At 35.6% G+C, this 24,785-nt stretch carries 26 protein-coding genes; 13 read left to right on the top strand and 13 right to left on the bottom strand.

Translation table 11 applies throughout. From position 1 onward, the window contains the following. Positions 1-106: 106 nt before the first annotated feature. The 13 genes from G5B98_RS01090 to ccoG form a co-directional block, all read right to left on the bottom strand. Positions 107-1,717 carry a hypothetical protein gene (locus G5B98_RS01090; protein WP_196086926.1) on the bottom strand — a complete coding sequence of 537 codons (1,611 nt, stop codon included), beginning with the start codon at positions 1,715-1,717 and terminating at the stop codon, positions 107-109. 101 nt (positions 1,718-1,818) lie between these two features. Then, positions 1,819-2,172 carry a hypothetical protein gene (locus G5B98_RS01085; RefSeq protein WP_196086925.1) on the bottom strand — a complete coding sequence of 118 codons (354 nt, stop codon included), beginning with the start codon at positions 2,170-2,172 and terminating at the stop codon, positions 1,819-1,821. A 2-nt stretch (positions 2,173-2,174) separates the two neighbouring features. Further along, positions 2,175-2,972 carry a hypothetical protein gene (locus G5B98_RS01080; protein WP_196086924.1) on the bottom strand — a complete coding sequence of 266 codons (798 nt, stop codon included), beginning with the start codon at positions 2,970-2,972 and terminating at the stop codon, positions 2,175-2,177. Between the two features lie 110 nt (positions 2,973-3,082). After that, positions 3,083-4,426, bottom strand: coding sequence for a hypothetical protein (locus G5B98_RS01075; protein WP_196086923.1), 1,344 nt, complete (start codon positions 4,424-4,426; stop codon positions 3,083-3,085). A gap of 34 nt (positions 4,427-4,460) precedes the next feature. Beyond that, positions 4,461-5,678 carry an Mbeg1-like protein gene (locus G5B98_RS01070; protein WP_196086922.1) on the bottom strand — a complete coding sequence of 406 codons (1,218 nt, stop codon included), beginning with the start codon at positions 5,676-5,678 and terminating at the stop codon, positions 4,461-4,463. After that, positions 5,679-6,401 carry a tRNA 2-selenouridine synthase gene (locus G5B98_RS01065; RefSeq protein ID WP_196086921.1) on the bottom strand — a complete coding sequence of 241 codons (723 nt, stop codon included), beginning with the start codon at positions 6,399-6,401 and terminating at the stop codon, positions 5,679-5,681. 27 nt (positions 6,402-6,428) lie between these two features. Beyond that, positions 6,429-6,656, bottom strand: a complete 228-nt coding sequence (locus G5B98_RS01060) for a hypothetical protein (RefSeq protein WP_021090435.1) — start codon at positions 6,654-6,656, stop codon at positions 6,429-6,431. 16 nt (positions 6,657-6,672) lie between these two features. After that, on the bottom strand, positions 6,673-8,055 hold the full coding sequence (locus G5B98_RS01055; RefSeq protein WP_196086920.1) for an efflux transporter outer membrane subunit: 1,383 nt from the start codon (positions 8,053-8,055) through the stop codon (positions 6,673-6,675). Then, positions 8,045-11,170 (bottom strand): efflux RND transporter permease subunit, encoded by a 3,126-nt coding sequence (locus G5B98_RS01050; protein WP_196086919.1) that lies wholly within the window; start codon positions 11,168-11,170, stop codon positions 8,045-8,047. Before G5B98_RS01050 ends, G5B98_RS01055 begins: the two co-directional genes overlap by 11 nt. Before the next feature lie 10 nt (positions 11,171-11,180). After that, complete coding sequence (locus tag G5B98_RS01045; RefSeq protein ID WP_196086918.1) at positions 11,181-12,341, bottom strand: efflux RND transporter periplasmic adaptor subunit; 1,161 nt, start codon at positions 12,339-12,341, stop codon at positions 11,181-11,183. Between the two features lie 107 nt (positions 12,342-12,448). After that, the gene (locus G5B98_RS09360) at positions 12,449-12,823 is read right to left on the bottom strand and encodes a TetR/AcrR family transcriptional regulator C-terminal domain-containing protein (RefSeq protein WP_232524599.1); all 375 of its coding nucleotides are present in this window, start codon (positions 12,821-12,823) and stop codon (positions 12,449-12,451) included. A 53-nt stretch (positions 12,824-12,876) separates the two neighbouring features. Then, positions 12,877-13,071, bottom strand: coding sequence for a TetR/AcrR family transcriptional regulator (locus tag G5B98_RS09355; protein WP_232524598.1), 195 nt, complete (start codon positions 13,069-13,071; stop codon positions 12,877-12,879). Between the two features lie 34 nt (positions 13,072-13,105). Continuing rightward, positions 13,106-14,431, bottom strand: coding sequence for a cytochrome c oxidase accessory protein CcoG (gene ccoG / locus G5B98_RS01035; RefSeq protein ID WP_196086917.1), 1,326 nt, complete (start codon positions 14,429-14,431; stop codon positions 13,106-13,108). Positions 14,432-14,569: 138 nt separating this feature from the next. On the opposite strand from ccoG, the gene rpsU reads away from it, so the two are divergent. The 13 genes from rpsU to G5B98_RS00975 all read left to right on the top strand — a co-directional run bounded on the left by rpsU (position 14,570) and on the right by G5B98_RS00975 (position 24,762). Beyond that, positions 14,570-14,782, top strand: a complete 213-nt coding sequence (gene rpsU / locus G5B98_RS01030) for a 30S ribosomal protein S21 (RefSeq protein ID WP_009294994.1) — start codon at positions 14,570-14,572, stop codon at positions 14,780-14,782. 103 nt (positions 14,783-14,885) lie between these two features. Continuing rightward, positions 14,886-15,518 (top strand): DNA-binding protein, encoded by a 633-nt coding sequence (locus G5B98_RS01025; RefSeq protein ID WP_196086916.1) that lies wholly within the window; start codon positions 14,886-14,888, stop codon positions 15,516-15,518. Then, the gene (locus G5B98_RS01020; RefSeq protein ID WP_054196034.1) at positions 15,515-16,132 is read left to right on the top strand and encodes a UPF0323 family lipoprotein; all 618 of its coding nucleotides are present in this window, start codon (positions 15,515-15,517) and stop codon (positions 16,130-16,132) included. The genes G5B98_RS01025 and G5B98_RS01020 overlap by 4 nt, the downstream gene beginning before the upstream one ends. A gap of 3 nt (positions 16,133-16,135) precedes the next feature. Then, a complete protein-coding gene (locus G5B98_RS01015; protein WP_196086915.1) occupies positions 16,136-17,317 on the top strand; it encodes a glutathionylspermidine synthase family protein in 1,182 nt (393 codons plus the stop codon). Positions 17,318-17,319: 2 nt separating this feature from the next. Then, positions 17,320-18,255 carry a D-2-hydroxyacid dehydrogenase gene (locus tag G5B98_RS01010; RefSeq protein ID WP_196086914.1) on the top strand — a complete coding sequence of 312 codons (936 nt, stop codon included), beginning with the start codon at positions 17,320-17,322 and terminating at the stop codon, positions 18,253-18,255. Next, complete coding sequence (locus G5B98_RS01005; RefSeq protein WP_196086913.1) at positions 18,255-19,013, top strand: hypothetical protein; 759 nt, start codon at positions 18,255-18,257, stop codon at positions 19,011-19,013. The genes G5B98_RS01010 and G5B98_RS01005 overlap by 1 nt, the downstream gene beginning before the upstream one ends. Before the next feature lie 16 nt (positions 19,014-19,029). After that, positions 19,030-19,527 (top strand): YajQ family cyclic di-GMP-binding protein, encoded by a 498-nt coding sequence (locus G5B98_RS01000; RefSeq protein ID WP_196086912.1) that lies wholly within the window; start codon positions 19,030-19,032, stop codon positions 19,525-19,527. Positions 19,528-19,785: 258 nt separating this feature from the next. Further along, positions 19,786-20,577, top strand: coding sequence for a DUF2314 domain-containing protein (locus tag G5B98_RS00995; RefSeq protein WP_196086911.1), 792 nt, complete (start codon positions 19,786-19,788; stop codon positions 20,575-20,577). 56 nt (positions 20,578-20,633) lie between these two features. Further along, on the top strand, positions 20,634-20,870 hold the full coding sequence (locus G5B98_RS00990; protein WP_141083211.1) for a hypothetical protein: 237 nt from the start codon (positions 20,634-20,636) through the stop codon (positions 20,868-20,870). A gap of 203 nt (positions 20,871-21,073) precedes the next feature. Further along, on the top strand, positions 21,074-21,262 hold the full coding sequence (locus G5B98_RS09350) for a hypothetical protein (protein ID WP_232525370.1): 189 nt from the start codon (positions 21,074-21,076) through the stop codon (positions 21,260-21,262). A gap of 80 nt (positions 21,263-21,342) precedes the next feature. After that, a complete protein-coding gene (locus G5B98_RS00985) occupies positions 21,343-21,597 on the top strand; it encodes a hypothetical protein (RefSeq protein WP_196086910.1) in 255 nt (84 codons plus the stop codon). A 166-nt stretch (positions 21,598-21,763) separates the two neighbouring features. After that, a complete protein-coding gene (locus tag G5B98_RS00980) occupies positions 21,764-23,116 on the top strand; it encodes a coproporphyrinogen III oxidase family protein (protein WP_196086909.1) in 1,353 nt (450 codons plus the stop codon). Next, on the top strand, positions 23,113-24,762 hold the full coding sequence (locus G5B98_RS00975) for a multidrug ABC transporter permease/ATP-binding protein (RefSeq protein ID WP_232524597.1): 1,650 nt from the start codon (positions 23,113-23,115) through the stop codon (positions 24,760-24,762). The genes G5B98_RS00980 and G5B98_RS00975 overlap by 4 nt, the downstream gene beginning before the upstream one ends. Positions 24,763-24,785: the final 23 nt, after the last annotated feature.

Below are 24,785 nucleotides of genomic sequence, written 5' to 3'. Positions count from 1 at the left end.
ACATTTGCATTTATACTATCTTTGTAAAAAAACAAAGCTTGCTCTTTTTCGCCAAGTCTTATTGTTGCGTTTTTATGGATAACCTTTATCTTTTTTTCTGCTATCTCTATAATTCCCCATCATTACTAACAGATTTCTTTACCAGATCTCCTGGGTAGCTTTTAGTTATTATAAAGTAAGCCACGGCAATAGAGAGCACTTCTGTTAAAGAGTAGTGGTCTTTTGGCATACGATTGATTATTTCGCTTGTAAGTTCTTTAGCATCTTCTATATTCATTTCATCTTCGTATTTTTTCATATTAACCATATCATCTACACTAGGATAGTTTGGGTCAAAACTTCTTTCAGAAACATTTTTATTTATCTTTTCAAAAATATCTTTAAAAGTTAGAGTGACCTTATCCATATAAGCTTTTTCATTTTCTTTTATCTTCTCCATATCGTTTGGCTGCTTAGCATAAGCATTTATATGTACAAAATTCACATTATAAAGCTCGTCATTTCTTAGTTGATCTGGTACATATGCAAAAGAAGTTTCGTTTGCTTTTTTATCACTTGCCTTTTTTCTCTCTACAATATTGTCTATATAATTCTTGTCTATCCTTGCAAATGGAGATAAATTTAAAACAAGAGTTGATTTGTTGTTGCCTTTATTTATATCTATACTATATTGGCTATAGTCTTTAATAGGCTCTAGAGTCTTTATATCGGTGAATTTTTGTTTTACCACACTACCATTGTTTGATCTATTTATTCCGTCTTTTATCTCTTGGTCTAAGCTTTTGCTTACAACTTCTTCTCTTAACCCAGCACTTGATCTAAAAGGAGAGTTTGAAAGAACGATATAGTTTTTATTTAAATTTGAGAAGTCTTTACTATTCATCTCATCATTTACTGAGGTGTTATTTTTATCGGATTTATCTGCTATTAGATTAGCTAACTTTATAGAGTTAAAATTTGAAGCACAAATAAAATTTAAATTTGCATTTGTACTTTTTATCTCTTCTTTTAGTCTATTAAAGAGCGTATCTTCGCTTGAGCCAAATCCTAAGTTTTTATTTATGATATCGTAAGAGCAAACATCTTTAGTATATTCAAACACTGATACATCATCTAAATATCCATATACGCTATATCCTTCATCTGCATTGCAGTTTATCTCCTTTGCGACTGAATTAATCTGAAAAGGAACATAGTCTAAATTTAAATGTGTAAAGTCTATAAAAAATCCAGCCTTAGAATTCTTATCACTTTTGAACACCAAGACATTGCAATTTGAGTTTATATTTAAGGTATTTATAATAGAAGCAAACCTAGATGTAAAAAATCTTAGTATAGGCAAAGATACTCCATAAAACGCTTTATTGTCATGATACTTATATGCTTCAGTGGAAAAATTAATAAGTTCCCAAGCAACAGTACCCCATCCTATTAATTTTTTTCCTACTGCTTTTGTGCCTGACAAATCAACAAGGCTTAATATAGAAAGTATGAACTGCTTTATAATAAATTCTCCATCATCCTCGTTTAGATTTTTTAAATTTTTATCTAGCTCATCAAAACACTCTTTGACACTTCTTTCAAATTTAGTTTCGTTTAACTCCTCATTAGATATTAAAGGCTTGGCATCATTTATTAGATCGTCTTTTAAAGTACTTAAACACTCTCTTAAAATATCTTTGCTTTTGTTGTAATAAGATATTATAAATTCAAACATTTCAGCAAAATTTTCTACTGGTCTAGCTTGATGTTCTCTTCCTGGACCATACTTTATTTTTTCTGTTCTAATTTTTATAGGATCGATCTTTTCCTTTAAATTTAAAAAAACTTATCAACTGCACTCTTTTTATGAGCTACTTTTACTGGAATTCCTCTATATTTAAATTCCCTTGATTTATCTAAGTTGCTATCTTTAAAACTATCTTTATCTATATAAAAATCAGTAACGATAGATATTGTCCTATCTTCTTTAGAAAAAAATTCTTTCCAAGAACGAGGATTTAGAAATGTTGATAGTTCATTTCTTATTAATACTGCCATACTGTCAAAGTAGTTTGACTCAAGAGAATTTAAACTAGACGTATAAAGCGTCACGCTCTTTGCATCAGCCATATACTCTTTTATCTTTTTTAAACTCTCTTCACAAGAGTAGGTTATATTTATATCATTCATCGTTATGCCACCACTACTGTCTTGATTATATTTATATCATCGCTATATTCACTATCTAGCCCACAAGCAAATTTTATACATACTGTTTTTGCTTTACTTGGCGTAATATAGATAAGATTGTTATCGTCACTCATATCATCTACAAACTGAAAAAATCCTATTCCACTCTTAGGAAGCGTCATATCTTTATAGATAGGCTCAGTATATTTAGGGGTAATAAAAATAAAATTTTTATCCATAAGCGAGTATTTAAAGTTAAATGATGAGATACTAAATTTGTCATCTCTAAACCGAGCCTTTAGATACTCTTTTAGCTTCTTATCTTTTATATCAGAGCCTTCGTCTAAATTTAGCTCCATTTCTTTAAATCCCTCTTGGTTTTTATATTCCACATCATTTAGCTTATATATACAAACGGCAAGATTATCTGTTTGATTAAGGGCTGATTTTATATGAAGCCTTATGTAGGCATTATTTAAATTTATATCTTTTATTACTTCGCTACTATCTTGCATACCAGGATTACTTAAACTATGCTCTAGTTTAAGTTTATTCTCTTTTTTTATGCACCTTAGCGAAGAGCCGGTGTTGCTTAGGCAGTTTGGCACTAGATCTTGCATTACAGCGTAGTGATCATTCATACTTTTTAGACTAAGTGCTGATCTTGGCACATAAGCTACTATGACGCATGGGATCCTAGCTGAGCAGCCTACTATCGGCGAGTTTATAAAATCAACATCGAGTATCACACCTTGATCGTCTGATCTTATGCTCCTGCCTGCCCTACTTTTTAAGATCACATGACCGCCATGTGGGCAAATGATAGTGTCGTCCTCTATGACAGGGTATGAAGTCGCAGTAGATGAAATTTCTTTAGATTGATTATCTTTTTGTAAATTTTGCCTTTGATTTAAATTTGAAAGAGCTCTTTAGTCTTTTTGTTCATTGGTTTTAGATCGATATTTAGACTCTTATTTAATAGTGAATAATTTAATATATTTGCTTGAGAATTTCTATAAGCAACATTTAGCCTTCCTATATCTTTATCCTCATCTCTTGGCTGATGAGTAAAATTTAGAGGTATATTCTCATCACTATTATATTTTTCGTCTTTAAAATAAAGTGGATAATCCTCCTCTTCATTGGCTTTAGACAAAAGGGCAGAGTTTAGATATATTCTTTGATTCATATTTTTACTATCTAGCTTAAATATCTCCTTTAATACCTCAACATCGACTATACTTTTATCTACTGCACTTACACTAAGAGTATCGTTGTTTTTATAAAAGATACTTCCCACGCTCTCATTCATAAGAGCTTTTATATCATCGGTTGCTACTTTATTGTTGTAAGCTACATCATCATTATTTTGAGCGGATTTATTATTGGCTATTACTATGGCTTCATCGCTAGAGCTTATGTCATTAGAGTCTATGCTAGCCAAGAAATTTTCATTTTCTTTTAGCTTTGCTAGATCCGCATATTTTAGATTTATTATGCTCTTTAGCATATCTATTCTATCTTTTACAAATATGCTAGCCTCTGCTATATCTACTCTATTATCTCGTAGTATCGTTATATTTTTATAGATATTTTTGCTATAAGAGAAGTATTTGCCAAGTTCATTTACATCTATCTTTTTTTCAAATACAAATAAATTTAAAGCACAAATAGCCACTAGCATATCTATATCGCCAGCTCTAGCATCACTTACTATCTTTGTCGCATCTAGTTTATCTAGATCATCTATATCTAGTATCTTTACTAGATGTGCCTCTTTATTGCTATTTTTATCTATGTTGCTGCCTAAATTTTCTATTATATACCCGACCATATCTTGCTTAAAATTTTCATCACTAAATTTGCCATATTCGTAAAAGAGATTTAAATAAGCATAAAAGATATATAAAGGCGTATCTAGCATAGAAGCATCGCTTATATCATCTATATTTACATCCAAATTTAACTTCGATCTTATGCATTTTAGTTTAAATTTAAGCGACTGGATATATTCATTTAGATAGTCAAGTGCTTCAGCTATATCTTTGCCTTCTATCTTGGCTTCATTTTCTTTGTTTTCCAAGAGATAACACAGCATATATAAAACCAAAACGCTCTCTTTTAAAAAGTGAGATCTAATTAATATATTCACCAAGTGTCTATTCTCGGTATTTTCATACTTTACTTCGCCAGTTGTATCTATGCCTAGCTTATAGCCTAGATCAGATATGACCGAAAAGGTAGGTTCTATCAAAACAGCTACATCTTTCGAAAAGCTATCTTCATCTCTATTTATACTTTTTAACGCTCTCTACGTGATGTATCTCTATGTCTATATCTTTTTCTTTGCTAACTTTATTTATATTAGAGCTCACCTTTTTATCTGCAAGAGTCTTTTGAGCCTGTTCATTATTTTTAACCACATCTACATATTCGTCTACGCTACTCTTATCATCTTTAAAGCCAAACATACCTTTTATCTTGTTAAAGACTGAGCCTACCATCTTTCCTATAAAGCCATCTTTGTCTATGACTCTTGCTATCCATCTTGCACCTTTTGCTATGGCTTTGGCTACAAAGCTGAGAAGCCTTAAGCTCCAAGTAAAAGCTGAAGCTAATATACCACCATAAATTCCTGGAGCGTTATAAGTATAAAGTTCTTTTACTCCGCTATCTTTGAAAGTTACTGCATATATTTGAGCTAGATGACCTCCTAATGAGTGACCTGACAGGATGATGTCTTTGGCAGTATTATCTAAACCACTTAAGTTTTGACTATGAGAATTTATAGCTTCTTGCATAGAGGACTGAAGTGATTTTAAAGCAGATATTTGCATAAGTGCTCTTGATGTGATGGCCATAAAGGCATCATCTAAGAGATCATTTATTTTCATCTCTGTTCCTCTAAAGCCTATTATATAGTTTGACTTAAGCGTGTCATAAAATATAGTTGAGCTAAAACCTGATTTTTGATTAGGTATGTGCTTTACTAGCTCATAGCGATTAACAAAAAGTTTTGTGCGAGGAGAGAGGGATTCAGGGGCATAGAAAATTTCTGCTTCTTGATAGCTACCGTCTTTACCTAATGGTGCATCTATAAAATTTGTAACATCATTGTCTAACTTAATAAATTTTTTACCAGTATATGGCTTTTTGATAATCTTATCAGCCATAAATCTAGCTTCGATACAAAGAGCATAAGCAGTAGAATCGCCAAAATTTCTATTATTTGCTTGTGATGTATCTGTTTCATTGCTTTTGTCAATCTTATCACCTAAAGTAATATCATCTGCATATCTCCAAATAGGTTTTTTCTTTTCATCTTCTCTATAAGAATTTACAATATTTTCATGGACATTACCTTTACCAAATTTATCATAAAGCTCATCAAGTCCATTTCTTTCATTCTCAAATACATTATGAAGCATTGCATAACTTGCATCAGCTATATCAATATAGTCTTTAAAGCAATTTATTAGCTCTTTATTTGATTTTTTAGTTTGCACTTACTTGTCCTTGTTTGCTTTTATAAATTTGTTATTTGTTAGAATGAATCTATCTTTACTAGTTCTTGTTACAAAATTTTGTTTACTTAATTTAAAGCCCCTTCCTTCGTCACCATATAAACCATAACTGGTCTTTACATATGTATAAGATACTCTTACCGTTACAGGTATAGCTATATCTTTGTCTTCATATAGATAAAGCATTAGCAGTTCTGGTCTTTGTTTGCTAAAATCATCTCCAATAAATTCTTTTATCTTATTTATATAAAATTCTGGTACTTTGGCCTCTTTACCAGTTTGGTTTTCATAATCTATCCAGCGAGTGTAGTATTTTTTACCATTTGAGAGGGTTTGAGGAAATTTTTGATTTACCAAGGTCATGTCTACATCATATATCGTTATAAATTTATCACCTTGTTTTATCTTTCTAGGATTTGATCTTATTTTATCACCTAAATTTTTGGCTAGATCTTCTCTTTCTTTTTCTCTTTTTTCTATCTCATCAACAAATTTTTGATTAAATATATATACTCCACCATATTGTTTAGCTAAGTTTTCTAGTTCAGAGTTACTTATCTTTTTGTTTGCTTGATTAGCTGAGCAAGCTATTAAAAATATACTTGTTAGAATTAGTAATATAAATGCGGTAAATTTCATAAATAAATTTTTAAAATAAATAATCAAAAATCTAAGAATTTTATACAATGAAGTCAAGAAGTTCATCTAAGGATTTTGTCCTTAGATGAAAGATTAAGATTTTTTGATCGCTCTAATAGGTATAACAAATATTGCTGCGATCACATAAAAAGCAATACAAAAAACAGCCGCCATCATAAATATCTCGCCGATATCATAAAAGCTTGACTCAAGCCTAAATGTATCCACGTAATTTATCGCAAACCATAATGCTACGCCAAGAGCGATAGCAAAAACGAAAAATCCCCAAGAAAACAAGAAATTTAATATCTTAGTTCCCAATTTCTCTCCTTTTTAATTATTTTTCTAACTTAAAACCGCCACCAAAAGCTCTATAAACTTCGACTGCACTATCGACCTCATCAAGCTTAGCTGAGACATCTTGTAATTTTGCTTGAAGCAAATTTCTCTCCGCATCAAGAAGCTCTAAATGTCCAATGTAGCCAGCGTCATATTGCTCTTTAGCAAGCGAGTAAATTCTTTGTTGGGATTTTAGCAAATTTTTCACTTGTTCCAAAGAAATTTTTGCATTTTGCCTTGAAACAAGCGCATCTCTTACTTCGCCAAGAGCCGATTTTACCGCTGTTTCATAATTAACAGCGGCAATTTGTTCATTTGTTTTAGCCACTGCTACATTATTTTTTGTCCTACCAAAATCAAAAATTTTCTGTGCTAAAGAGCCTCCTATACTCCATGTATTAGCATTTCCAACAAAGATATTTTCAAAATCAATACTTGAAAAGCCAAAAAGTCCAGTCAGTGAAATGCTTGGAAAATACTCAGCCCTTGCAACACCAACAAGAGCATTTGTAGATTTTAGATCAGCCAGTGCCTTTGCCACGTCGCTTCTTCTTAGCAAAATTTCAGAGCTAATGCCAGCACTTATCTCGGGAGAAGCTGGTAAATTTTGCGAACTAGCAACAGCTCCACTTAAAATTTCATTATTACTTTTACCAGTCAAGATAGCTAGTGAGGTGATAGCTTTTGACTTTGCACTTAATATAGAAGTAAGATTGGTCTTAGCGCTTTCTACTGCTGCCTTGCTTTGCAAATAGGTCATCTCGTTTATGCTTCCAAGATCAAGCTGTGTTTTGCGAAGCGCTAGCGTGTCTTCATAGGTTTTTAAAGTCTCTCTTAGCACAGCTTCTTGCATATTTAATGAAACTAACGCAAAGTAGCTTTTTGCAACACTTGAGCTGATACTTAGCCTCGCGCTATCATAGTCAAATTTGGTTGCATTTAGGCTTTCTTCGGCCGCTGCTACATTATTTCTTACTCTACCCCAAAGATCGATCTCATAGTTTAATCCTAAATTTATATCTGATTTTCTATAACGAGTTTGTGGTTGTTTAGTATACGTTTCCCCGCTACTTTTTGCTTTTTCGTAGCCTATATTTAAATTTATACTAGGAAGCAAATCCGCCTCAGCTACGCCAAGGCTTGCTTTTGCTTTCTCTAAATTTAAATAAGCAATACGTAAATTTGTATTTTTCTCAAGTGCATTTTCTACTAGAGAATTTAAATTTTCATCGTTAAATTCTCTCCACCAAAGATCCCTTATATCGCTTGTCTCATAAGTGTAAGTAGATGTAAAATTTGTATCTACATTTGGCATATCTGGACGAAATGAGCAACCAGCTAAAAACGCCGCCGTTATAAGTATAAACGCCTTATTTTTCATCTTTTTTTACTCCCTTTTTCCAGTATTTCTCATTTAAATTTTCAAGCAAATAGTAAAACATTGGCACAAAAAATATAGCTATCGTTGTTGATGCGATCATACCACCAACCACGCCAGTTCCTAATGAATGGCGAGAAGCTGCACCAGCACCTGTGCTTATAACCATAGGAAATACACCAAGTGTAAATGCGATTGATGTCATTACAATTGGTCTAAAGCGAAGTCTAGCTGCATTTATCGCTGAGTCAAATATACTCTTACCGCTATCACGCTCTTGCATAGCAAATTCTACGATCAAAATGGCGTTTTTAGCCGCCAGACCGATGAGTAGCAAGAGTCCGATCTCAAAGTAGATATCGTTTGTTAGCCCTCTTATCCAGACTGCGAGCAATGAGCCAAATACCGCAAATGGCACGGCTGTGATAACCGCAAGTGGAATGAGCCATCTTTCATACTGAGCTGCAAGGATTAAAAAGACAAAAATCATACCAAAGATAAAAGCAACCGTGCCAGTTCCCTGAGAATTTACCTCTTGATACGCCGTTCCCGCCCAGCTTATAGCGTAGTCCTCGCTGCTTAGCGTGTCATTTACGACCTCTTGAATCGCTCTGATCGCATCGCCTGACGTGTAGCCAGGTTTTGGATCACCCATGATCTTAGCTGATGGAAATAGGTTAAATCTATCAACAATGTCAGGTCCGATCGTTCTTGTAAGTGTTGCTACTGAATTTAGTGGCACCATGCCGCCATCATATGAGCGGACGAAAATTTTTCTTAGATCCTCAGGATTATTTCTAAAACTTTCCTCAGCTCTTGCATATACTCGGTAAGATTTACCAGCAAGATTGAAGTCATTTATGTAGTAAGAGCCAAAAGTAGCTGCTACTGTGCTAAAAATTTCACTCTCGCTTACACCAAATAATTTAGCTTTTTCTTTATCAACTGTTATCTTAAACTGACGATAATTTGTCTCAAGTGTGGTTCTGACATTTGTTAGTTCAGGCCTTGCATTGGCTATTGCTGATACTTTTCTAGCATCTGCTTCTATCTCGTTGTAACTCTTACCGCTTTTATTTTGTAGATACATCTCAAAGCCACCAGTCATTGATAGACCCATAATAGGCGGTAAATTTACAACGAAAGTCATTGAGTTTTTTGAGCTCCAAAGCATACCATTAAACTGGCCAGCTAATGTATCAGCTCCATTGTTAACGCCTTTTCTCTCACTCCAATTTTTTAGCTTGATAAAGCTAATGGCGGAATTTTCTCTAAGTGAGCCAGCTAGCATGTCATATCCTGCAAAGCCCATAGTAAATTCAACATTTGGGTTGCTTAGTATCGCAGTGCTAATAGAGGTTAGCTCTTCTTTTGTCTTTAGCATATTTGTTGAAGGTGGAAGTGAGGTGATAACCATCAAAGCACCCTTGTCTTCTGAAGGCACAAGCCCTTTTGGCACCTTTTGAAATAGTGTATAGGTCGCAAATCCCATGATACCAATGACTACAAAGCTAATAAATACATGTTTTAAAATTTTTGCCACACCTGCTGTAAAGAGCTTAGTGCTAAAGTCAAAGAAGTCATTAAATTTCTGAACTATCCAAAATGGCTTACTCTCTTGCCTTTTAAGCATAACCGCACAAAGTGCTGGCGTAAGAGTAAGAGCGATGAAGCCTGAGATACAAACAGAAACGACAAGTGTGAGTGCAAACTGCTTTTGTATAACACCTACAAAGCCCTCCATGAAAGAGACCGGTACGAAAACAGCGCAAAGCACGAGCACGATAGAGATAACCGGAGTTTGCACCTCCTCCATTGCCTTAAACGTCGCATCTTTTACACTTATCTCTTTATCTTCATGCAAAATTCTCTCGACGTTTTCTATAACGATGATGGCGTCATCCACGACGATACCGATGGCAAGAACCAGGGCAAAAAGCGTTATCAAATTTATACTAAAGCCCATGATATAAAGTCCGCCAAATGTGCCTATGATAGAGACTGGCACAGCTAGCATCGGTATGATGGTGGCTCTAAAGCTCTTTAAGAAAAAGTACATTACGATAAGAACGAGCAACATCGCCTCAATAAAAGTTTTTATAACCTCATTGATAGAGACGGTAATAAATTCAGTTGGGTTGTAGGCTATGGTGTGCTCTAGTCCAACTGGATAAGTTTTCTTTAGCTCTTCAAGCTTTTGGGCAACTGCCTCTGCAGTTGCTAGTGCGTTTGCATCGTTTTGCAAAAATAGTAAAAGTGGCACTGCTGGTTTACCATTTAGCATCGCATCAGATGCATAGCTAGCAGCTCCAAGCTCGACAGTGGCAACCTCTTTTAGCTTTACGACAGTGCCATCTTCACTTTTTATCAAAATTTCTCCAAATTGTTTTGGATCTTTAAAACGGCCCTCTGAAACGACTGAGTAGACATAAGGATTTTCGCCTTTTGATGGCTGCTCGCCGATCTTGCCAGCTGCGTATTGTGAGTTTTGAATTTTTACTTGAGAGATGACGTCGCTTGGAGTTAGTTTAAACTGCGACAACCTATCTGGCTTTAGCCAAATTCTCATCGAGTACTCTTTGTTACCAATGAGCGCCGTATCGCCGATACCATTTACTCTTTTGATCTCGTCGGCGATGTTTAAATTTACGTAGTTATATAGCTCGACTAGATCCATGTTCGGATTTGTAAAACCAATAACCTGAAGGATCGAGCCACTTCTTTCGCGCACTGTTACGCCCATATTTTGCACCTCTTGTGGGAGCCTTGAAAGAGCAGCTTGAACGCGGTTATTTACGTCTATCGTAGCTTGTTTTGATGATGAGCCTATCTTAAAATATACGCTTATATTCATTGTACCAGCAGAGCTTGATGTACTTTTCATATAAAGCATATTTTCAACACCATTTATCTGATCTTCAATCGCACTTGCGACTGAGTCGGCGATAGTCTGCGCATCAGCACCACTATATGTTGCGCTTACTGACACTTCAGGCGGAGTAAGACTCGGATACTCCTCGATCGGAAGCCCCTTGATACCCATAAGACCGGCTATAACTATGATGATAGATATAACGGTTGCAAATATCGGGCGGTTTATGAAAAATTTTGAAAACATCTATCTGCCTTTAATTGCTTTTTGTAGCATTTGCATCTTTGCCGTTTATAAATTCCACACTTAGGTCTTTATCTGTCTGTACTGGTCTGCCAACACCAATTTTAAGGAAGTTGTTAATGATAATCTTATCTCCTTCTTCAAGGCCATCGGTGACTACAACCATATCTTTTGTTTGGTAGCTAGTTTTTACATTTTTTTGGCTTACATTACCATCTTTTACAACTAAAACATAAGAGTTTGTAGCACTTTGCTGAAGTGCCACTTGTGGGATTTGAAAGGCACTTTTTTGAACAAAACCGCTCATTTTTATATGACCAAATGCACCTGGTAAAATTTTACCCTCGCTATTGTCAAAGCTAGCCTTTGCTAAAACGCTACCAGTTGCGGTATTTACAACATTATCTATAAATGTCACTTTTCCAGTGAAATTTTCATTATTTACTTTTAGTACAGCATCGCTATTTAGCTGCTCCCAAGTACCGTTATCTAAATTTGTCTTTCTACTTAGATTATCCACGTCCGCTATGTAAAAATCAGCTTCAATTGGATTTATCTTCGTTAGTCTTACAAGCTGGGTTTGATTTGCTATGACAAGCGAACCAATATCTACTTTGTTATCGCCCACTACTCCGTCAAATGGCGCTGTGATAGTTGTATAGCCAAGGTCGATCTTAGCACTTTTTAAATTCGCTTTTGCGCTTACTAGATTTGCATTTGCTATGTCATGAGCTGCGACTGCCGCGTCATAGTCTTTTTGAGAAACTGCATTTTTCTTATAAAGGGCAGAAATTCTTTTAAACTCAGTCTCGGTATTTTTTAAATTTGCATTTGCCACGCCAACAGCTGCATCAAGAGAGTCAAAGCTTGCTTGATATTTTTCTGGATCTATCAAAAATAGCTTATCTCCAGCCTTTAATTTATCACCTGGCTTAAAAAACTGCTTAATTATCGTTCCGCCAACCTTTGGATAGACGATGACATCTTGACTACTTGTAACTGTGGCTGTGTAGTCAAAACTAATAGGCACATCCATCTTTTTAGCTACAAAAATATCAACGTGAGACGGTGGTATCTGGCGACCTGTGGCAGCCTTTTTGTCGTTACTCTCAAAGCAACCAGAAAGTAGAAAAACGGCAGCTGAAAATACAAGAATACTTTTTAAATTCAACATAAAAAGCTCTCTTAATTTTAAATTTTAATTCCAAGTTTATTTTTGTAACAATAATTACAAATTTTAAAAGTCATCGACTATAACCAAAAATAAATTAAAAGTCAATTTTATTTTTGAATTCCATTTAAAAATAACTCAACACACAAAGCAATGTGCTCTTCGCGCTCTTTTTTGCTAAGTTGCGGCTCTTCATTTAACATAAGCGAGTCGTAGTAGTAAACCCCGATCACACTTTGTATAAAACTTTTTGCAGCAAATTTGGCTGTAAATTTTGGGTTAAGTTTTGCTTTTATCTCATCTTTTTCGAAAAAATTTATAAGCACAAGATCGATCTTATTTAAAATTTGATCCAAAAATACTCTACCAAGTTTTCCACCATTTTTAGAGCCCTCACTCATCATTATTTTACCAAGTGAGATATTTTTCTTAGTGCAGATGATGGAAAATATAATGGTTGCAAATTTGATTAAAAACTCTTCCAAACTGTGAGAAATTTTAAGATCTATCTTCTCATCGATCTCTTTTATAAGAATATCTATCTCTTGCTCAATGATTGCCTTAAAAAGCCCCTCTTTGTTTTCAAAAATGTGTAAATGCTAGAAAGTGATCCGCCACTTATCGCCACGATATCGCTTAAACTAGTTTTTTCATAGCCATTTTTCAAAAATAATTTAAGTGCTGTTTTTACGATGAGTTCGTATCTTTTTTTACCCTTTTCTGATATTGCCATTTATTTCGCTTCCTGATCAATTTTTGCCATTTTATCATCTTTTAGGATAAATAAAAGTGCCCTGTCTTTGCACACTAATAGTTGGCTCATCGATAGCAAAAGCTCTTATGCTTATATGTTTTAAAAGGTCCTTGTCACTTGTGTTTTTATTTTTTGATTTTAGTGTGACGATGATACGCTGCTTTGCACCTGCTTTTAAGTTAAATGGCTTGCTTGGACGTGAAATTTCTATGTTTTTATCATCTATTTCAAAATAAAATGCATGCTCTTTATTTTGTGTATTTTGCACCAAAAATACATAAGAATTTTCAACTTCATTTTGTTCTAAAACCCTGTAAAGCTCACTAGTTCTATTGATATTTAGCAGCATATTTTCTTTCTTGCCACTCATAAAAAAACCAGCTGCTAGCACGCAAGATAGGATAACAAGATATGCCACCGTCCTAAATCTTAAAATTTTGACCTTTTTTTGCTCTTTTATAGAATTTATACTTCTCCACTCAATGAGTGATCTTTCATTAAAATGCCCCATTACCTTGCTACAAGCGTCATGGCACTCAAGGCAATTTATGCATTCAAGCTGCATGCCTTTTCTTATATCTATATGCGTCGGACAAATTCTCACGCAGGCCTCACAGCCGGTACAAAGCGCGCCTTCTTCTTTTGGCTTTTTAAATTTCTCTTTTTCATTATAGATTACGCCGCCTCTTTTTTGGTTGTAAATAACTTGGATCGTATCGTTATCAAACATCACTGATTGCACCCTAGCGTAAGGACAGACATAAATGCAAAAATTTTCTTTTAAAATGATGACATCATAAACTAACCAAATAGCTATAACAAGCCAAAATGCAAGCAAAACTCCATGTTCGCTTGGCTCTTTTAAATAAGCAAAAAAATCAAGCGGTGGTACAAAATACCATAAAAAATTTGCCGAAATAACAAGAGCTAAAATACACCAAATTCCAACTGCTAAAGCACGCTTTAAAATTTGTCCTTTTGGCTCATTTTGTTTATTTTGGATATTTTTTCTGATCTTTAAAATTTTAGTTTGCAAAAGGTCACGAAATATCGTTCTAAAAATAGTCTGCGGACAGCTCCAACCGCACCAAACGCGCCCTGCAAGTGTCGTTAGAAAAAATATGCTTAAGAACAAAATGATAAATAAAAATGGCAATAAATAAAGCTCTTGCATATCAAATTTTGTAAAAAAGAGATCAACTCTACTTTTATCAAAACTTAGTAAAAATAGCTGCGCGTCATTTACCCTGATAAATGGCAAAACAAAGACAAATAGCGTGATACAGGCGAAAAAAATGTAACGCCTCTTGGTGTAGCTAAGATGAAAATCCTTTGACATAATAAGCCTTTTTTGAAATTTTATGATTATAAAGCTTATGGCATTAAAAGAGTTTTAAAAAAAAATAGTTAAAAGCTTAAATTTATGAAAATTAAACTATACTCACGGCTTATTTTAATCTGAAAGGTGGTGAGGACGTTGCCTGGTATTAAGGTACATCCTAACGAGTCATTTGACGAGGGTTACAGAAAGTTTAAAAAACAAACTGACCGTAACTTAGTAGTAACTGAAGCAAGAGCTAGACGCTTCTTTGAGCCTAAAACTGAGATCCGCAAAAAACAAAAAATTGCAGCTCGCAAGAAAATGCTTAAACGTCTTTATATGCTTAGACGCTACGAGTCAAGACTCTAAAACCAAGACAAAGAGGGCTTTGCTCTCTTTGTTTAACTCTTCTTTTAGCCTTATTTTTTTATAATCAAAGCAATTTTTTTATTTTATTTTAAACGGAAATTCGATGCAAAAGCTAGCTATAAACGAAGCTGCAGAAATTTTAGGCATAACAAAAGAAGCAGTCTATAATAGAATCCGCCGTGGTTCGATAAATACAGTCATTGAAAATGGCACAAAATTTGTCATCCTTGATGAGAAACCAAGTAGCGAAAAAGCCACAAAATCTGCTCCAAAAAGTACAAAAACTAAATCCCAAAATGATGAGTTTGTAAATTATTTGCTAAATGAGTTAAGCGAGCTAAAGAGCTTAAATTTAAACTTACAAGCTGATAAAGACAGGCTTTTTAAAGAAAAGGAGCAGATGCTAATCGAGCGAAAAAATGAAATTTTGCAAATTTATAAAGATAGAGATGAAAAGCTCATGCAGTTTCTAAATGCTATGCAAAGGCCACTTTTAGCACAAAAAAACGACGATATACCAAATAATGAAGCGATAGAGGCCGAAATAGAAAATGAGTCAAAATGGATAAATTTAAGCGAGTACTTAAAGGAGCTAAATTTAAAGCCAAAAGCTACAAAAAAGGTCAGTGAAAAGATAATAAAAAACATACACCACTCCAAATTTATAAAATTTAAAAGAGGCGTGATACTTGTTAGAAAACATAAAAATTTAAAAGAGTTGATAGGAGAGATATGAAACACATTAAAAAAATAGCTACTTATGCTGCGGTGGGCGGATTTGGTGCGATCGTTATGGCAGGTCTTGCTGGTTGCGGCAGTGACAATGGCGGTGATGAAAACGCACTAAATGAGGTTGCACAAAAAAATGGTGCCTTTGTCATCATCGAAGAGAGCGCGCCTGGAGTTTATAAAATTTTAGAAGAGTATCCAAGTACTGAAACTAGAGTTGTACTAAAAGACATAAACGGTACTGAGCGTGTGCTAAGCAAAGACGAGATCGATAAGCTCCTAGCTCAAGCAAATGCAAATATTGACAATGGCACTTCAAATTTAACAAAAACGAGCGACGCACAGCTAAGTAGCGGCGGTCTAAGCCTTGGTGAGACGATACTTGCCTCTGCTGCTGGAGCGATACTTGGTAGCTGGATAGGTAGCAAGCTTTTTGGAAATCAAAATTTCCAAGCTACTCGTCAAAATTCTTACAAAAATCCAAGCGCATACACAAGAAGCGTTGATAGCTTTAATAAGCAAAAAGCGGCAAATTCTGCCGCAAGAAGTAGTGGTGGCAAGAGTGGATTTTTCGGTGGTGGATCAAAATCAAGCTCTAGCTCATCAAGCTTTGGAGGCTGAAAAATGATAAATTTAAAAAAAATCACGCCATTAAATAACGAATTTATGGAGAAAATCGGCTTTGCATGGCATACAGATAACGATAACAGCTCATATATCGCAGATGAGATCGTACAGGTAAAAGCAAGCGAGGCAGATGCTTATTATGAAGCAGCAAATGAGCTATACGATATGTATGTAAATGCCGCTCAGTACGTCATTGACAACAACCTTTTTCACGAGATAGGCATACCGTTTAATCTCGTTGATAGCATCAAAAAAAGCTGGGAAAATGACGTTCACTGGCACCTTTATGGTAGATTTGATCTTGCAGGCGGACTTGATGGTAAGCCGATAAAACTGATCGAATTTAACTCCGACACGCCAACGGCAGTCTTTGAGACCGCGATCATCCAGTGGGCGATGCTAAAGCTAAATCATATGGATGAAGCTGAACAATTTAATAACCTTTACGAAGCTTTAAAACAAAATTTCAAGCGTCTAATCACACTTGGTGACGATAATGTAAATTTCGAGGATGTTTACGAGGGTTGGGGGATACTTTTTAGCTCTATCGCTGGCAGTATCGAGGATGAGCAAACCGTGAAATTACTGCAATACATCGCAAAAGAGGCCGGCTTTAAAACCGACTTTGCCTACGTTGATGAGGTTGTTTTTAACGATAACGAGGGCATTTTTAAAGGCGATGAAAATTTCGAATACTGGTTTAAGCTTGTGCCTTGGGAGAGCATAGCGATCGACGAGGGCGAGCTAGCACTTATACTCTCAAATATCATCAAAAACCAAAAAGCCATCATCATAAATCCTGCCTACACGCTACTTTTCCAAAGCAAAGGAATTTTAAAAATTCTTTGGGATCTTTATCCAAATCATCCACTCTTGCTTGAGACCTCAAATGAGCCACTAAAAGGCAAAAAATATGTGAAAAAGCCGGTATTTGGTAGAGAGGGCGCAAACGTCTCGATACACGATGAAAACGGCGCACAAATAGCAAGTAACGAGGGCGAATACGACTCAAATAAAGCTATCTATCAAGAATTTTACGAGTTTAATCAAGATGAAAGAGGCGATAACTACCAAGCAGGCGTATTTTACGCTTATGAAGCGTGTGCGCTTGGATATAGAAAGGGTGGTAAAATTTTAGATAACTACTCTAAATTTGTAGGACATTTCATTAAGGACTAGAGATGAAGATCGTTTGTTTAGACGCAGCCACGCTGGGCGAGAACGTTGATCTTAGTGTTTTTAAGAAATTTGGCGAGTTTACCAGCTATCAAAAAACTAAAAGCGAAGAGGTCGTGCCTCGTCTAAAGGGCGTTGATGTGGTCATCACAAATAAGGTCATCATCGACAAAGCTGTGATGGAGGCGACAAATTTAAAGCTTATCTGCATAAGCGCAACTGGGATGAATAATGTCGATCTAGAACATGCAAAAGCCAAAAACATAGCAGTTAAAAATGTCGCTGGCTACTCAACCGCAAGCGTCGTGCAACACACGTTTGCCATGCTTTTTGAGCTAACAAATCGCATCAAATTTTATGATGAATACGTAAAAAGTGGCAAGTGGGTGAAAAGCGAAATTTTCACCTATCTTGGCGCGGATATCAGCGAGATCGCTGGCAAAGAATTTGGCATCATCGGACTTGGCGAGATAGGTCGTGGCGTGGCGGCAGTGGCGCGTGCATTTGGCGCAAATGTGAGCTATTACTCGACAAGCGGAGCAAATAAAAATAGCGAATTTGCGCAAAAAAACTTAGAGGAGCTACTAAGAAGCAGCGACATCATCAGTATCCACGCACCGCTAAATGAAAAGACTAGAAATTTACTGGGTGCAAACGAGATAAATTTGCTAAAAGATGAGGTGATAGTGCTAAATTTAGGACGTGGCGGCATAGTGTATGAAGCTGCGATGGCAAGGGCGATAGATGAGAGAAATTTGCACTTTGCTACGGACGTTTTGGAGAGCGAGCCAATGAGCAAAAATAGCCCATTTTTAAATGTAAAAAAGAAGTCAAATCTACTCATCACGCCGCACGTGGCATGGGGCAGCTTGGAGGCTAGAAAGACGCTCATCGCAAAGATCGTCACAAACATCGAAAATTTCATCAATGAGAGCAGATAATGGGCTATGATATAAGCTATCACGCCATTAGCGAAAATGAAATTTCAAAGTGGTATTTTGAAGCACTTGAGCTTACAAGGGCTGGTAAATTTGACAAGGTTTTAGCACTTGCTAGCAAGGCTGGCGTAGAGGAATTTTACGCCCAAAAGTACAAAGATACACTAAACGCTGCACTGCAATATAAAGACGATGAAATTTTTAACAAAACTCACGGCTTTTGTATCGCTGTCACGCAAGGATTTTTTAGAAAGTATTTCTACACTCGTGGCACATCGCTAAGCTCTTTGGCGCGGCAAAATGAGAAATTTAAAAACTACGTCAGCAACTGGCGAGAAATTTTACCAAGCGATTTTTTGGATAAATTTAGTGGCGAAATTTATAATGAGATCACCGAAAACTACTGTTGTGGCGCTTATGTAAACGCTAAAAACGTAGCTAAACTAAAGGCTGACTATGAAGCAGGTGGTGAGATAAAAGATGCGATTGATGGCTTTTACGCTCAAAATTTACCTGTCTTTTTAGATGCTCTAAACTACGCATACGAGCTAGAAATAGGCCTGCTCGAGGCCACTGAGGTCGTGGAGCCAAATCCACTTGATCTAAACAAATCAAGCTCATATTCAAATCTCTTTAACTGCGATCCAAATGGGGCTATCATCTACGCACAGACCGCTGTGCAACAGATTGGAGAGGCAGTAGAGCAAGAAGAGACTGGCAAAAAGTCGATTTTTGAGAAGATCAAAGGGCTATTTAAATAAATTTGAAAGGATAAAAATGGCAACCGAACATAGCTTTGATATAAGTGCTGAGGTCGATATGATGGAGGTTAAAAACGCTCTTGAGACGGCGAAAAAAGAGATTGCTGCGAGGTATGACTTTAAAGGACTTGCGGCCGAGGTCGAGCTAAATGAAAAGGAGAAATTTATCACGCTTCTTAGCTCAAGCGACAACAAGATCGATGCATTAAAAGACATCGTGATCTCAAAGCTCATCAAGCGAAACATCTCACCAGTAGCGATCACAGAGACAAAAAGAGAGCCAGCGAGTGGTGGAAATTTAAAGGCGACACTAAAGCTAAATGACACACTTGATGGCGAAAACTCAAAAAAGATAACCAAAGCGATCAAAGACTCAAAGATCAAAGTGAGCGCGCAGATAAGGGGCGAAGAGATCAGAGTGACAAGCAAAAGTATAGATGACTTACAGGAGTGTATAAAGCTAGTGAGGGGGTTAAATTTAGAACTTCCGATAAGCTTTAAAAACCTAAAGTAACGGCCTCTCGTGAGTGCCTTTAAATGAGCTAGAAAAATTTTCACTCCGCAGGCTGTATGCCTAGCGCACGCTTAATTTTTAGTCGTAACATTTAAATCCATCTCACGACATTTTTGTTTAAATTTGAAGTTGGTAGGCTAAATTTTGAAATCATTACGTAATTTTTGGATTTAAAATTTGTCGGATTTATGAGTGAAATTTATCTTATCATTTTGCATTCAAATTTGATCTATCTAAAATGAAAAATAAGGACAAAAAATGAGCTTTTTTAAGAAAATTCTCGGTAAACAAATCGATCTTGGCAAGCAAATGCCAATCTATTTTGTAAGTAGCGACGAAGACTATATGCAGCGTGCGTTTGAGCAGGCCAGAGAGAGCTTTAGATATTTTTGGCGTGAGGTTTACTGGGAGCGCCACAGGATCGTACCAGCACTTGATTATGCAATGGTAAAAATTTGCTTCTTAGATGTCGTAAATGGCGAAGAAGTCGGTGAACACATGTGGATAGATGATGTGGAATTTGACGGCGAAACGATATATGGCACGCTCGTAAATGAGCCAGATAGCGTGCAAAACGTGAAATTAGGCGACCAAATAAACGCAAAGATAGATGAAATGAGTGACTGGCTCTTTTCGATAAATGGACGCGCATACGGCGGATTTAGCGTGCAGGCGATGCGCTCACGCATGCAAAAGAAAGAGCTAAAAGAGCACGATAAAGAGTGGGGACTTGATTTTGGCGATTTTAACGATATTTTGGTAGTTTATGAGCAAAAAGAGCATCCTGAAAATTTGATAGAGCATCCAATGAGCAAAAATACATATGAGCAAGTAAAGCAATATATAAAAGAGCACCCAAATATGGTCACGGATGCTGATGAGTTTGGCTATACGCAGCTTCACAACGAGGCGATCGCTGGAAATTTAAATCTTGTAAATCTCTTACTAGAAAACGGTGCTGATAAAAATGCCCGGACAAAAAGTGGCAAAACGGCAGCTGATTTTGCTGAGAATTTGGGCTGGAGCGAAATCGCAAAGGTGCTTAAATAGCAAGTTTTATAAATTTTTAGGATTTAAATTTGAGTTATCAAGAAATTTTAGAGCTAATGAAAGAAAAAGATAAGCCAGAATTTACAAATGAAATTCTTGTAAGTACTTTATTAAAATTTCATCCATTAATACTATCTGGCATTAGTTTGGTTGGTATGATCTATTATTTTGCATATTTTGGGATTAAGGTAAAATATTTTCCAGATTTAGGTGGAGCAGATGTAGCATACGTTGGTGTATCATTCTTTTTTATATCGACTTTTTTTCGCTTGCAATTATATTTCCTTGTCTGATTTATCCAGGCTACTATGAAAATAAAAAAGATAAAACCTGGATGTTTTACTTTGGATTTTGTCTACTTCCTTTTCTGGCAGTAGTTTGCATGGCAGCATTAAATACTATTGTTGCAAACAAAATAATGCTTATTGATTTACTTATTATTTCTTATAATTTATTTTGATATAAATACAAAAGATCACTCTTTTTTTGCTTTACTATGGCAGTAGTTGCAGCTATTGTAGTATTGGTGCTTATATGTTTTACTTTAATTTTTATTCTTAAAAAAGAGCTACCTATAAATTATGATCTTATAGAAGAGTTCTTGTTGGTGATGATTGCATTTTGTATTGTAACACTGGTCTATTTTAAAGGTTTGGAATATTTTTATAAAAAAATGAATATATAGTCTTCGTAATGACTGTATCAATTATAATAATTGCGATTTTATCTTGCTTTCTTTTAGGGGCGATCGCAAATAGGCTTGGGATGACAAATGTTGAATTTAAATATTTATCTATTGAAAAAAGTACACTAGGTGCTTTACCATTTCAAATTTACAGTAAAGATAAAGAGCCTGATAAAAGTAATACCTATTATGAAATAGAATGTAGAAGCAATATTGTAAAACTTTATAACATCAAAGCCCTATCAACACTAGGAAAGTTTTATTGCCTAGAGACAAAAAATGGTGTAAAATTCGAACTTGATGCAAGCAAAATTATCTCAAGAGCCAAGGAGTAATTTCCTTAAGCTTTGGGATTAAAATTTGTAGATTTAAAAAATTAAAATTTATAGGTCAAATTTATCTGGCCAAGCTAAAATTTTCTCTAGCACAAGGCTAAATTTATTAAAAGTTAGCTATCCTAACACATCAATTTAAAACCAAACTTATTTAAGGCGATTAGTTATGATCTTTAAAAATATTGTCGAGAATTTTGCCGTAAATTACGCTCATAATTCTATTCAAAGATCACTATATAATGAATTTAATATAGACATTTTAACCACAACCTACACCAAAACTCCCAAAAAAGACAAAAAGTATATGCTCTACGCACACGTGCCATTTTGTCACACATTCTGTCCATATTGCTCGTTTCATAAGTACCACTATGAGCAAGAGCTTGCAAAAGTTTACTTTGAAAATTTACGTGAGGAGATGAGGCAGGTTAAAGAGGCTGGATTTGACTTTGATTCACTTTATGTTGGTGGTGGCACGACGCTTATAAATGAGCCTGAGCTTGAGAAAACGCTTAAGCTTGCAAAAGAGCTTTTTAGTATAGAAGAAATTTCAGCAGAAAGCGATCCAAATCATATCTCGCCTGAGAGTTTATCTAGATTTGATGGATTAATTGATCGCTTAAGCGTTGGCGTACAAAGCTTTGATGATGAAACATTAAAAAGAGTTGGCAGATACGAAAAATTCGGCTCAGCCAAGGAGATAAAAAGAAAGCTTGAGCTTGCTCTTGGTAAGATCCCAGTCATTAGCCTGGATCTCATCTTTAACCTCCCAAATCAAACAAAAGAGCAGCTTATAAACGACATAAATACTGCAAAATCGATCTCTCCGCAGCAGATCACCTTCTATCCACTTATGAAATCAGAGCTAACAAGAGAGAATATAGCTCGCTCGCTTGGCGTTTCAAACGTAGATAACGAGCGTGAATTTTACGAGATCATCGTGAGTGAATTTGCTAAGGGCGGATACAAGCAGAGCAATGCTTGGGCGTTTTCAAACGAAAAAAGTGCTGACCTTCGCGACGAATATGTTGGCTCAAATTTAGAGTATCTTGGCGTTGGTAGCGGAGCATTTAGCTTTCTTAACGGTGAGCTTGTAATAAATGCGTTTAATCTACTTGAATACGGCAAAAGGATAAAAAATAGGCAAAGCCCAGTCATCGCAAAATGTGGTTTTAGCAAGAAAGAGCGACTTAAATACACGTTTTTAACAAGGCTTTTTGATGGCGGAGTTGATATTAAAAGATATAACGATGAAAATAGCACAAACATTAACAAAGCCTTATTTATGGAGCTTAGCTTGCTTAAGCTTGTAAATGCAATATATGAAGAAAATGGTATTATTAAGCCGACATTTTTTGGCAAATATATTTGCATCGTGCTTATGCGTGATTTTTACGCTGGTATGGACAAAGTTCGTGCGATATTTAAAGATGACGCGAAGATAAAACGAAGCAAGGTGCTTCGCATAATGAGCGAAAATACTGAACAAAAGTATGAGCCAAATATCATTCAGCCATGAGCTGCGATGTAATGCTTGCAAATTTAATCAAAAAAAACATATATCAAATTTCTAAAATAGTGTTATTAACACTTGTATTTAGCGGGCTTGGTGTCTGGACTCTTTCATTTATAAATAATGAGCTTGTAAGTTTAAAAGAATTTGACACCTTTATAGCGGTTAAATTTATAGTGGTTTTGCTCTTGTTTTTTGTAAGCGCCATCGCAGCAAATATATCGCTTACAAATTTTGGACATAAATTTATCTACGAGCTAAGATATCAAAGTGTAAAGCAAATTTTAGACACGCCAAATAGTGTGATAAATGAGATCGGCAAGGCAAAGATTATAGCTAGCCTAAACAACGACATAAAAACGATCACATTTGCCTTTATGAGCGCTACTGGTTTTATACAAAGTCTAGTTTTTATCGTCTGTGCCAGCATCTATCTTTATGTAATCGCTCCAAAAATTTTTATCTTTTTATCCATTTGGATCGGTGCGACTCTTTTTATAAATACACTTTTTATGAAAAAAATTCATCTTTATTTTAAGCATTCTAGAGTTCAAGATGACGCATTGCAAAAGCACTACGACGATATCGTAGAGGGGCATAGAGAGCTTAGTTTAAATAGAGCAAGGGCAAGTGCCTGCTTTGATGAGTTAAATTTTACAGGCGATAAAAAACGTCAAAATATGGTAAAGGCCGATATTTATCACGCATTAAGCGATAATTTTACAAATATTATGCTTCTTGGCTCAGTTGGACTTTGTGTATTTTTGTGCGTGGCATTTGACTGGGCGAGCCTGCAAACAGCACTAAGCATCAGCCTAACGATACTATTTTTAAGAGGCTCGTTTATGAGTATGGTTGGCTCCATACCAGCTGCACTTAGTGCTAAAGTGAGCTTAGAAAAGATCATGAGCTTAAATCTAAATAAATTTAAGGAAGGCTTTAAATTTGACGATAGCCTAAGCGATAATTGGCAAAGCATAAACCTAAAAGATATAAATTTTAACTACGCTCACGGCAAATTTAGCCTAAATGACGTAAATTTAGAGATCAAACGCGGTGAGATAACGTTTATCATCGGTAAAAATGGCAGTGGCAAAAGCACTCTTATAAATTTACTTTGCGGGCTAATACGCCCAAGTAGTGGCGAAATTTACCTTGATAGCACAAAGATAGATGAGGGAAATTTACAAAGCTACCAGGCAAAGATTAGCGCTATTTTTGCTGATTTTTATCTATTTTCGCAAACGCTCTCTCATAATGGCTTTGCTAGCCAAAGCGAAATAGACGAGCTTTTAGCCTTACTTGAGATCGATAAAAAAGTAAGTGTCATAGATAATAAGCTTAGCACCACGCAACTCTCAACTGGTCAGCGAAAGCGTCTAAGTCTTTTAATAGCTATTTTAGAGCACCGCTCTATCCTTATCCTAGATGAATGGGCAGCCGATCAAGATCCGCTCTTTAAACGAAAATTTTACAAAGAAATTTTGCCATTTTTACAAAGTAAAGGCATTAGCATAATTGCTGTTAGCCACGATGATAGCTATTTTGATGTAGCAACTAGGATCATTTTGGTAAAAGATGGCTTTGTGCGTGAGCTAGATGAGAGCGAGCGAATAAGTGCTGCAAAAGATGCGGTCGAGAAGATAAAATAGGAGTAATTTTTACACAAAAGCAC

The organism is Campylobacter concisus (assembly GCF_015679985.1).
In the GTDB taxonomy this organism is placed as follows: Bacteria; Campylobacterota; Campylobacteria; order Campylobacterales; family Campylobacteraceae; genus Campylobacter_A; species Campylobacter_A concisus_AC.
This window is presented reverse-complemented; position numbering and strand designations above follow the sequence as displayed.

Excerpts from the sequence above, each read along its gene's own strand:
- G5B98_RS01000 (WP_196086912.1), top strand. The coding sequence starts at position 19,030 with ATGGCAACCGAACATAGCTTTGATATAAGTGCTGAGGTCGATATGATG.
- G5B98_RS00980 (WP_196086909.1), top strand. The coding sequence starts at position 21,764 with ATGATCTTTAAAAATATTGTCGAGAATTTTGCCGTAAATTACGCTCAT.
- G5B98_RS01045 (WP_196086918.1), bottom strand. The coding sequence starts at position 12,341 with ATGTTGAATTTAAAAAGTATTCTTGTATTTTCAGCTGCCGTTTTTCTA.
- G5B98_RS01005 (WP_196086913.1), top strand. The coding sequence starts at position 18,255 with ATGGGCTATGATATAAGCTATCACGCCATTAGCGAAAATGAAATTTCA.
- G5B98_RS01090 (WP_196086926.1), bottom strand. The coding sequence starts at position 1,717 with ATGTTTGAATTTATAATATCTTATTACAACAAAAGCAAAGATATTTTA.
- G5B98_RS01025 (WP_196086916.1), top strand. The coding sequence starts at position 14,886 with ATGCAAAAGCTAGCTATAAACGAAGCTGCAGAAATTTTAGGCATAACA.
- G5B98_RS01010 (WP_196086914.1), top strand. The coding sequence starts at position 17,320 with ATGAAGATCGTTTGTTTAGACGCAGCCACGCTGGGCGAGAACGTTGAT.
- G5B98_RS09355 (WP_232524598.1), bottom strand. The coding sequence starts at position 13,071 with ATGGCAATATCAGAAAAGGGTAAAAAAAGATACGAACTCATCGTAAAA.
- G5B98_RS00975 (WP_232524597.1), top strand. The coding sequence starts at position 23,113 with ATGAGCTGCGATGTAATGCTTGCAAATTTAATCAAAAAAAACATATAT.
- G5B98_RS00995 (WP_196086911.1), top strand. The coding sequence starts at position 19,786 with ATGAGCTTTTTTAAGAAAATTCTCGGTAAACAAATCGATCTTGGCAAG.
- G5B98_RS09350 (WP_232525370.1), top strand. The coding sequence starts at position 21,074 with ATGGCAGTAGTTGCAGCTATTGTAGTATTGGTGCTTATATGTTTTACT.
- G5B98_RS00990 (WP_141083211.1), top strand. The coding sequence starts at position 20,634 with ATGAAAGAAAAAGATAAGCCAGAATTTACAAATGAAATTCTTGTAAGT.
- G5B98_RS01020 (WP_054196034.1), top strand. The coding sequence starts at position 15,515 with ATGAAACACATTAAAAAAATAGCTACTTATGCTGCGGTGGGCGGATTT.
- ccoG (WP_196086917.1), bottom strand. The coding sequence starts at position 14,431 with ATGTCAAAGGATTTTCATCTTAGCTACACCAAGAGGCGTTACATTTTT.
- G5B98_RS01015 (WP_196086915.1), top strand. The coding sequence starts at position 16,136 with ATGATAAATTTAAAAAAAATCACGCCATTAAATAACGAATTTATGGAG.
- G5B98_RS01050 (WP_196086919.1), bottom strand. The coding sequence starts at position 11,170 with ATGTTTTCAAAATTTTTCATAAACCGCCCGATATTTGCAACCGTTATA.
- G5B98_RS01065 (WP_196086921.1), bottom strand. The coding sequence starts at position 6,401 with ATGAACTTCTTGACTTCATTGTATAAAATTCTTAGATTTTTGATTATT.
- G5B98_RS01055 (WP_196086920.1), bottom strand. The coding sequence starts at position 8,055 with ATGAAAAATAAGGCGTTTATACTTATAACGGCGGCGTTTTTAGCTGGT.
- G5B98_RS01085 (WP_196086925.1), bottom strand. The coding sequence starts at position 2,172 with ATGAATGATATAAATATAACCTACTCTTGTGAAGAGAGTTTAAAAAAG.
- G5B98_RS00985 (WP_196086910.1), top strand. The coding sequence starts at position 21,343 with ATGACAAATGTTGAATTTAAATATTTATCTATTGAAAAAAGTACACTA.